The following is a 9,374-nucleotide window of genomic DNA, read 5'->3' on the forward strand; positions in this document are numbered from 1 at the left end:
AAGCCAGGCGATCGCTTTCCTGTTATTAATCCCGACTTACAACCCCAACTATCTCCTCGCCCCGCAACTCCCCAAGAGTTTTTACAGGGTTTATTGGAAGGAATATCTCGTATTGAAGCCCTAGGCTATCAAAAACTACAAGCATTGGGGGGAAACCAACTCAACCGCGTCTATACCGCAGGAGGAGGCGCAAAAAATTTAACCTGGCAAAAAATTCGCCAGGGTTATCTTAATGTACCTGTAACTAGAGCAAATAATACAGAAGCAGCTTATGGCACTGCTTTATTAGCTGCCAATAAAATTATGCTTCAATATAATTAAACTTTAAAAACTAAGAACTAAGAACTAAAAACTAAAAACTAAAAACTACGAACTAGTAAATTTTCCCAGAGAGCTATTCAACTGAAAACGGCTGTAAGTTTGAATACCACTCACTACTCACTACTCACTACTTTTTCAAAGTATTGTATGATTTCTATTTAGAATGACTATAGTTTAAATCAGTCATGGTTTTAGTAAATAAAGGGGTGATTTCTGGTGGAAGGGAAAACTCTTGATAACTCGATCTGCTACTTAGAGTTTGATTGGCATAAGCAAACATTTTTTCGTCATGAGGAAGTTCGCAAAAATCCAAAAGTTGCTCTAAAGTATTTTGTGGTTGACTAGCTAAATCTTCGTATTTTAAGAGATAAAGATCGTCGGGATATTGTTGGGCTAATTTTAAGCCTTCTTGCATGGTGAGAATCCATTCTAAGGCAGCCATAGCAGTATGATCGGAGTAGGCTTTGATGGTAGCAAGATTATCTTGTAAATCTGGATTAGTAGCTGCTACTCGATCTACTAATAAATGCCATTTACGATTGTTAACTCCCCACCAATCATGGGTATCATCTTTGACATTTGTACCGAGACGTTTTGACCAATTATCGATAGATTGACAAGTATCCCAGCCATTACGGACTAAGAAAATAAATTTAGCATCGGGGAATATTTTGCGGACAAAAGGAACTCGAAAAACTAGTTCGGGGTATTTATCAACCAATCTAGAAGCACCAACAGTTCTCAGGTAAGTACCAAAGATGCGTTGGGCGGTGCGAATGGTAGAGTCGCTAACATCTTCCTCAGACAAGCGATATTCAGCTTTTCCCTGACTATAGCTACCAATTAAATCTTCGTAGGGATAAATAGTATGCCAAATTGCTTTTGGTTCGTTGAGAAAACCGACTTGCTGGTGCATGGATAAAACTACTCCTAAAATAGTAGTCCCACTTCTGCCCGTACCAATGACAAATATTGGTTTATTTACTGGTTTTAGCTGGGGTAATTTTTGAGCGATCGCAAATAATTTGAAGATTAAAGGATTGATCCACTGTCCTTTGGTGGTTAATGGTCTGCCTTCAAAAAGACCGTAACTAATCAGACGGGCTAATGTTTTGCTAAAACTAGTTTTGATATATAAGTTATCAATTTGGGCAACCATATTAAACAGAAATTTTAAAATTCTTTGTATATTATCATTTCTAGTTTTAATTATTAGATAACTTAGTGGCAGAATAGGGAGGAAGTACGATTTTTTCCCCAGTATTCCCTGTTTTTTTGTTTAATATATCGGGATTGCTGACCAAATCTTGGGGAGAACCATAAAGAATTTCATAGCTCATTTCTTGAGGAAATAAGTCCCGCAGATCGAGTTCGATGGGGCGAGAAGACAGATTGAGTAATACAGAATTTTGTTTACCCTCTGAATTGCTAAATTCCCAACCATATAGTTCTGGATAGGAAATATTCTCCTTACCAATTAAATTCTTTTGAGGAGAGAAATTGATTTTTCTGGCTTGAGTCATTCCTGCGATCGCATCTCCCAATAGTTTCTGGGTACTGCCATTGGCTGATAAAGCTAGAGGTTGAGATTTAGTGTTTTGTTTGCCAGGATTGATAAAACTATTTTCGCGAGCCAAGATAGTGGAAAATTGAGAACTGCCGATTAGCATATGGTTGCAAGCTAAATCGATGCGAGAATCTTCGAGAAATAGCATACTCATGGAGAGGGTATACAGACCATGAATCCAACTCCCTGCAATTCTTTGTTGTTTTGCTCCCGATTTGGCGTGAATATCTTCCATTAGGTTATATTCAGTCACCCAGATTTTTTTATTGTCGGGAAAAGTATCGATAATTTTGCTAACTCGCTGCCAATTTCTAAAGGGTTCTCCTAAGATAAACGGGATATCTCGATCCTGAAAAAAGGGATATTCGTCGCTCACAATGGGACGATTTACCAAACCATTACGGGGATAGGTATGAATAGTTATGGCATCGGAGAAAGGCAAACTGTTAGTCACCACCTCTCGATTCCATTTATAAATCCGACTGGACTTGCGATTGTTAGTTTGAGCTACCCCCAAGACGGCAATTTGTGCTTCGGGAAACTCTTTTTTAATCGCAGCAATCCAACGATTGGCTATTTTACTATAGTCTTTGGGTTGGGGGAAGACGGCAACATAATTTTCTAAGGGAAAATAAAATTCATTGCCCAGTTCGATATATTTAATGGGAAACCCCAAATCTCTGGCTTCTCGCAACATTTCTAATTGAGATTCGAGATCGTCTGAGAGTAAATTTAAGACAAATAGAGGAACTTGCTGATTTTTGGTAAATCCCAGTCGCAAGTCCGATAATTTTGCCCGATCGTAGGCGCGATCGCGTTTATTATCGAGAAAATGGCTTACTCCTGCGGGTAAATCTCCTAAATCGTCGATAATTCCTCCTTTACGCCAATCCCAATAACTCGATCCTTCTCCTCCAGGAATCCGAATCACAGACAGATTGAGTTCCTTGACGGCTTCCCAATAATTGCGATCGCTCCAAGATTCCACTCTAACCGCATTAACATTAGAACAGACAAAATTAGCATCGAGAGGACGTATTTGCTCGGATAATTGGGCTTTAATCCCAGATGACTGGCGATTACTATTAATCGTTCTGTCTCGATAGTTAGTTGGGTTATCAGCAAGAGTTCCCGACGCGCCCAAAATTAGTACCGAACTCAAGCAAGTAATTTTAGTTAACCAACGAAATAAGATAGACTGCTGCATTTTTTATTTCAAATCATTATTGGGCAAAATTCCGACTAAATCTTCTTTTTGATGGGATTGCCAACTCATATATTTTCTGTTTTGTTGATACATATAAATCGAGTTAATCGTCAATCCAGCAATCGCCCAAAAATAAAAACTACAGGCTCGCAATCTGAGAATACGTTCGACAAAAGCATATAAAAACAGCAAAATTGTAATATTAGAAAATGCCAATCCTAGGGATTTATAACTGATAAAATCTACTGCTTTAATCAAGAATTGAGAAGATTGGTAAAAGCGTAAAAATATCAACCAATAAAAAAGTGTTCCTACAATACCAAAATAGCCTAAAACTGCAAACCAATAGGGGTCGTCTAAGACATAAAAGCTCCAATCCATTTGGTCGAGATCGGTACTATCTAAGGCTAAATGAGTTTTGATTCCTTGCTCTACTGCATCTGGGGTTGGCCCTAAACCAAACAAACTAAAAGAATTGATTAAAGCACCCATAACTTTGATGATAATAAAACCCCTTGAAGCATTAGTTGTATGCTCCCAATAGTCTTGACTAAAAATCTCGGCAAAATAGGGTAATAGTCCTAGTTCTTCTGCCATATTCCAATCTAAAAATAATGCGGATATGGTACTGAAAAGCAGTAGAGAGATAATCGACATCCAAAGAAATTTGCCCACATTTCTTCCCCCTCTAGCCCTACTCAAAACAAAGATATGGACTAATACCGCAATTAACAAAGCTGCTCTTTTTTTGGTAGCAAAAATGCCAAATAGAAAAGTTGCCATAATTACCAAGTTTTTGCGATCGGGAATTAAATTTATTTGTCTATTACCCAAGTAAATATTACTCAAAAAGATAGTGTCGGTAATTAACAAAAAAGAAGATAAATTAGTCGGATCGAATAAAGTTCCAAAACTAGCATTGGTTTTAAATTCTCCCAAGGCAGCTTTCGTACCAGCCCTGGCAAACAATAATTGGTCTACGGTATCTGGTAAGAAAAATTGCACGGAGGAAACAGCAGCTTGAATCAAACCCATTAAGACAACAACTTTTAACATTGTCGAAACTTGGCGGGCGGAGATGTCAATATTGACTAAAATATAGTAAACCGAAAGATAGCGAAAATTGGTTCTTAGATTGGCGATGCTATCAAATAAATTTGCCTGATTGATAATAATCGAGACTGAAGCTGCTAAAAAAAAAGCAATAATTACTAAATCTACGGGAGTTTTACGTAGAGGTTTTCCTTGATTGACGCGCTCTACCATGACGCAGCCTAAGAGGAAATAAAGAAAAAATTCGGGAATTAAACGCAGAACTGTAATTACGGCTTCTGGTGCTGGGACAAATTTCAGCAAAAAATCTTCTAGAGGGAAATAGATAGTAATTATCAGAACTATCTGAAAAACGTTTTTAATTAAATAGGAATATATAGTATTCATAAGGTGAAGTTATATACATATTTTTTAAATTGTTGATGGTTAATTATTAATGATCGATTGGCTTTAGCTCACCATCTAAAATAGGCTAAAATTAATGATTATTTTTTAATAATCATATATTAGTTTGTTTGAGAATTTTACGATTGTAGTAAAGTAAGTGAAACAGAGTAATTAGGTTGGAGATAATTACAGCGATCGCCAATCCAATCAAACCAATTTAATTAGTCAAAATATATGCCAAGGCAATATTGGCAATAGTAGAAATCACCATGTTATTAAACACTATTTCGTAGCGTTTGGTGGCATATAAAGTAGATTGAAAAATGGGAATTACACAATCAACAGTCAAACTCAAACTCAGCCATAAAAAGATTTGAGATGTCTGCTCCACCGCATCACCATCAAAAAGCCCTCGTCCGTAAACCAGGGCTACTAAGGGTTTATTAAAGAAGATAACCGTGAGAATCATGGGGAAGGTTGCCAGGAAAATTTTGGTGGTTTTCTTCTTTAAAAATGTAACCAATTTATATCTTTGACCCGCTAAGATATATTCGGTAATGGTGGGCAATCCTGTAGTAGCGATGCTCGATCCAATTAGGGTTTGAATGGCAGAAAAAATTCTTAGGGCAAAATAATAACTAGCAACTCCACCTACCGCAGCAATAGAAGCCAGGGAGCGTTCGATCAAGCGCAAACTCTGTCTTAAAATAAAACCCAAAGTGGGGAGAGAAACGGCTCGATAAATTATGGCTAAATCTTTTCGCGAAATCCAGGTAGACCATTGATGTCGGAAATTAGTTTTGCCCACCTCCCGATACAAAATAGTAAAAAATAGGGCGAAGCCAACTAAGTAACCAACAGCCATCCAAGAAGTAGTATTTTCTTGTCCCCAAGCCAATAGCATAAATATTACTACCGTAGCTGGAGCAATGGTATTTCTGAGGGCAACCATGGTAAAACGCTTTTGACTGTTGAGTAAAACGCTCATCACCGTAATACAAGGAGTAAACAAAATTAATGGGGCACACAGGCGCAAGATAGTCATCGCTTCAGCTTTTCCCCCAGGAGACAATCCAGGGGCAATAAAAAGTACGATCGCAGGGGCGAGTATTTCGATCGCTACAGTTAAAAAAATCCCAATTACCAATCCTAAGTTAAATAAACCACTGGTAAAATTTTGAAATTCTTGGGGTTGGAGGGTGGCTTTTTGTTCCACTAATACGGGAGTCATACTCGACTGCGTACCTTCGCGAGTTACGGTATCGATCAAAATAGGTAAACTAATGGCAACAATATAAGCATCGGTAGCTTCATTCACCCCCAATCTGGCAGCCAGTAACAAATCCATCAAAAAGCCAAACATCATACCAAAAGAAGTGAGAATCATTACCCTTTTGGTTGAAGATTGCCAGATTTTAAAAACGCGATTTTTGATGAGCATTAGTATTTGATTGAATTTTTTTGGGCTAAATAGCGAAACACGGTCAATAATGAAGCTAGCTATAGTACTTTTTGGTAAATTTCCATTAATTTCTGGTAATGAGTTGCGGCATTAAACTTAGTTTCTACTTTGTTTCTACCAGCCAAACCCATCTCTCCTAGGCGATCGCGATTTTGCCCCATCCAAAGCATTTTCTCCCTTAATTCGGCTACATTACCAGGTTCAAACTGTAAGCCATCTACTCCATCGGTAATAATTTCCGTCATACCGCCAATGCGACTAGAAATAACTGGTTTGCCCCTTGCCAAAGACTCGATTAAAGTTAAGCCAAAGGTTTCATACCATTCTGAAGGAGCAATTGTGCAGATGCTGCCTTTAATTAACCGATCTAGTTCGGCTTTTTGTTTGAATCCGAGGAGTTTAATATGTTTGAGTTGTTTTTGAGCGATCGCTTGTTCTACGGCTTCTCGATCCGTACCATCCCCCACAATTAGTAAAGGAATATCGGGTAAAGTGGATGCTGCTTCAATTAAGGTGAGAATTCCTTTATATTTTTCTAATCTACCAAAATATAGGAAATATTCCCCAGGCTGCTGGCTAACTTCAAGATCCGTCAAGTCGATAAAGTTATGAACGGTACTAATTTTATTCCTGGGAATGCCCAACTCGACTAACTTGTGCCGTTGAAAATCGCTCACAGCAATAAAGCGATCGACTTGATCCACCGCCCCCAAAAGCTGGGAAGCATAAGACTCCAGCGTACTCAAGAGCGATCGCGCGATCGAACCCCGATTGCAACGTTTTACCGTAGCTTGCCAAAAATTCTTACCATTACAAGCTTGGCAAATTTGATTACCCGATAATAATGAATATACGGGACAGACAATTTTATATTCGTGTAAAGTTTGGACGATGGGAATCCCCGCTTTTTTTAATGGGGCGAGAATCGAACTAGTTAATTGACCGTAGTAAATATTGAGATGTGCCAGATCGATTTTTTGTTCGTCACACAAACGAGAAATTGCTTGGGCAGCATTCCGAGAATAGATGAAGTTAATTAAATCTCCCACTCCAGGGCGATCGAAATTGACTCCTGGGGGAAAATATCTCGACCATTCTGTGGCTAAATTTTTATCGTTACGACTGGCAAAAGGAATTACTTGATGTCCTTTTTGTTCTAACAATTCTGTTAAAGAAAATTGATAGCGATCCGAGCCACCGCGAATATAGTAGTTTTGTCCTGTATTTAATACTGTTAATTTCACCAGTTAATTCTCATCCATTAAAAAACAAAGATCGCTTACTGCCCTATTTATCTATTTTCCTACTTTCTGACTCACCTCAAGATATAGCCATACGCCTTTTAATACTTTCCATATAACAAGCCATTCTGGCTAAATTTAGTAATAAAGCTGCAATTAAATGTAGCGGTAGAGAAATGAGATTAAATAATAATAATAAGTAATTGGGTTGGATCGGCTCGGTTTGATAATTGTATTTCTCTCTATATTTTTGAGTAATACACTGACATAAAAACACTTCTGTCTGGGTCAACCCTCCTTTGCACCAGTTTCCCGATCTAGAAGCATCTATGCCAATTTTGCCTGGATTATCCGATTCAATTGAAGAGCCAATTTGAGGTATGGCGAGCATTTTATCTGTAAAAGATATATCCAAAAAATGACAAATTTCTTCTACATTAGCTTGGGGCGATTGCAACAATCTTTCAAAACTTAAAGAATATACTCGCTCGTGTTGGGCGAATTTTTCGGCTGCCCCTACCGCCGAATTCCACAGTTGGCTAATAGTAACTGGATGATAGTTTATTTTGGAACGAATAGCTTCTTGCCAAGGAATGCGATCTCCTCCTAGAAAACGTCGCTGCCATTTTCTTTTCTGGGAAAGTAATACATCTCTGGGATCTCTGACTATATTGATAATCTTGGCATTAGGATATAGAGTTAGAATTTCATCAAGGTAAAATACATTGCCAGGGGTATGATCGCAGGGAATAAATTTATGATTTTTCTGGGCTTCGTGAATTAAAAAAGACTCGAATATAGTGGTGGGAGTTAAGTTTTGTGGGGGTAGCTGGTTGACTATTTGTTTTGCTTCCGAGAGAAAACGTTCCTTCTTTCCTTGAGTTAGATAGCCATCTCTTTGAATCGAAATCAATTTTGCCATCAACAGTTCTAGATCCATCCGACTCATTTTTGTTTGTCGTTCTTTAGATATCCATAGTTCGCCAAAAAAATGTAGTTCGTGAAATGAAAATATCTGTGTATGCTGTCCTAAAATACGACTTATCATTGTCGTTCCGCTACGACTATTTCCCACAATAAATATTAAAGTCATTGTTGTTTTAATACCGATAAAAAATAATATTTTTGTTTTTGCTAACTATAATTTGCAGCCAGATTTTTTAATCCAAGCATTTAGCTCTAGATACCTATTATGCGCTTAAAATAAGAGTATAAACTAAGTGTTTGCTAGAACTACAAAAGTATTAAATAATATCAGATATTTTACTATTTAATATTTAAACTGCTTGATTTTTTTCTCATATTGCACCAAGGAATTGTCTTTTCTCCAAGGTCTATTATGATATAGAGCCATGAAAAATATCTTGGCTTTGGTTAAAGGATTGCTCTCAAGCAGATATTTGGCAATTAATTCTTTTTCTTCTGGAAGTTGTTGACCAGTTTTTAAAATTAACTTTAAATAGATACCCCAACCTCTGGCGAATATTCTATCAGTAATTTTGTAAAATTCTGGTAACTTCGACCTCATAAAATAGGCTACCGTCATTGCTTTATAGGCTCGTCTCCTGGCAAATTTTTGTCCTTCTTGAAGAGTATTGCCATTATTCTGATGTATGCCTTGAACTGTTAGTTTTTTATCTAAATACAAACCAGGACTTAATGCTGGTGCCATTGCTACCAAATAACGATCTGCTCCCCTTTTGAGAGTTTCGGTCATGGGTAAAATTTTTTGTAAAAGCGATCGTCTAAAACATAAGGCAGAGGTGGGAGGAGCGAGAAATGACAGGCGACCTTTTTTCATCGATTCGCGAAAATCGCATTTGCGCGTTCCCCTCTCTTCGTTATACCCCAACAGTTCGCCACTACGTTTGTCCGTTAGAGTTACGGCATGAAAACACCAATCGATATCGGGATTGGTTTCAAACCATTTAACAATCTCGGCTATTTTGCCCCTCACAAAAACATCGTCAGAATCCAAAAAACAAACTAATTCCCCTCGACTGGCAGCAAAACCCACATTAAAAGCAGAAGCCTGTCCGCCATTTTCTTTAAAGATCGGAGTCAGGCAATCGCCATAACTAGTTATAATCTCCCCCGATTTATCTGTCGAACCATCATCTACCAAAATTATTTCTA

The 9,374-nt window shown here is 37.8% G+C and carries 8 protein-coding genes; 1 reads left to right on the plus strand and 7 read right to left on the minus strand.

The features are described 5' to 3' along the window. On the plus strand, positions 1-321 hold a 321-nt coding region (locus AC33VI_RS22780), incomplete at its 5' end, for an FGGY-family carbohydrate kinase (RefSeq protein ID WP_491784551.1). Positions 322-475: 154 nt separating this feature from the next. On the opposite strand, the gene AC33VI_RS22785 is transcribed toward AC33VI_RS22780, so the two are convergent. The 7 genes from AC33VI_RS22785 to AC33VI_RS22815 all read right to left on the minus strand — a co-directional run. After that, positions 476-1,480 (minus strand): sulfotransferase family protein, encoded by a 1,005-nt coding sequence (locus AC33VI_RS22785; protein ID WP_491784552.1) that lies wholly within the window; start codon positions 1,478-1,480, stop codon positions 476-478. A 46-nt stretch (positions 1,481-1,526) separates the two neighbouring features. Beyond that, positions 1,527-3,095 carry a hypothetical protein gene (locus AC33VI_RS22790; protein ID WP_491784553.1) on the minus strand — a complete coding sequence of 523 codons (1,569 nt, stop codon included), beginning with the start codon at positions 3,093-3,095 and terminating at the stop codon, positions 1,527-1,529. Between the two features lie 3 nt (positions 3,096-3,098). Beyond that, positions 3,099-4,535: a hypothetical protein gene (locus AC33VI_RS22795; protein WP_491784554.1), complete on the minus strand. Its 1,437-nt coding sequence runs from the start codon at positions 4,533-4,535 to the stop codon at positions 3,099-3,101. Between the two features lie 217 nt (positions 4,536-4,752). Next, positions 4,753-5,976 carry a murein biosynthesis integral membrane protein MurJ gene (gene murJ, locus AC33VI_RS22800; protein WP_491784555.1) on the minus strand — a complete coding sequence of 408 codons (1,224 nt, stop codon included), beginning with the start codon at positions 5,974-5,976 and terminating at the stop codon, positions 4,753-4,755. 59 nt (positions 5,977-6,035) lie between these two features. Further along, a complete protein-coding gene (locus AC33VI_RS22805) occupies positions 6,036-7,241 on the minus strand; it encodes a glycosyltransferase family 4 protein (RefSeq protein ID WP_491784556.1) in 1,206 nt (401 codons plus the stop codon). A gap of 76 nt (positions 7,242-7,317) precedes the next feature. Then, on the minus strand, positions 7,318-8,331 hold the full coding sequence (locus AC33VI_RS22810; protein WP_491784557.1) for a sulfotransferase family protein: 1,014 nt from the start codon (positions 8,329-8,331) through the stop codon (positions 7,318-7,320). A 177-nt stretch (positions 8,332-8,508) separates the two neighbouring features. Next, positions 8,509-9,374: glycosyltransferase family 2 protein (locus AC33VI_RS22815; protein WP_491784558.1), on the minus strand; the 866-nt coding region annotated here is incomplete at its 5' end.

The sequence above is a fragment of the Waterburya sp. genome, assembly GCF_058530065.1.

Coding starts and splice junctions, on each gene's coding strand:
- AC33VI_RS22785 (WP_491784552.1), bottom strand. CDS start 1,480: ATGGTTGCCCAAATTGATAACTTATATATCAAAACTAGTTTTAGCAAA.
- murJ (WP_491784555.1), bottom strand. CDS start 5,976: ATGCTCATCAAAAATCGCGTTTTTAAAATCTGGCAATCTTCAACCAAA.
- AC33VI_RS22795 (WP_491784554.1), bottom strand. CDS start 4,535: ATGAATACTATATATTCCTATTTAATTAAAAACGTTTTTCAGATAGTT.
- AC33VI_RS22810 (WP_491784557.1), bottom strand. CDS start 8,331: ATGACTTTAATATTTATTGTGGGAAATAGTCGTAGCGGAACGACAATG.
- AC33VI_RS22790 (WP_491784553.1), bottom strand. CDS start 3,095: ATGCAGCAGTCTATCTTATTTCGTTGGTTAACTAAAATTACTTGCTTG.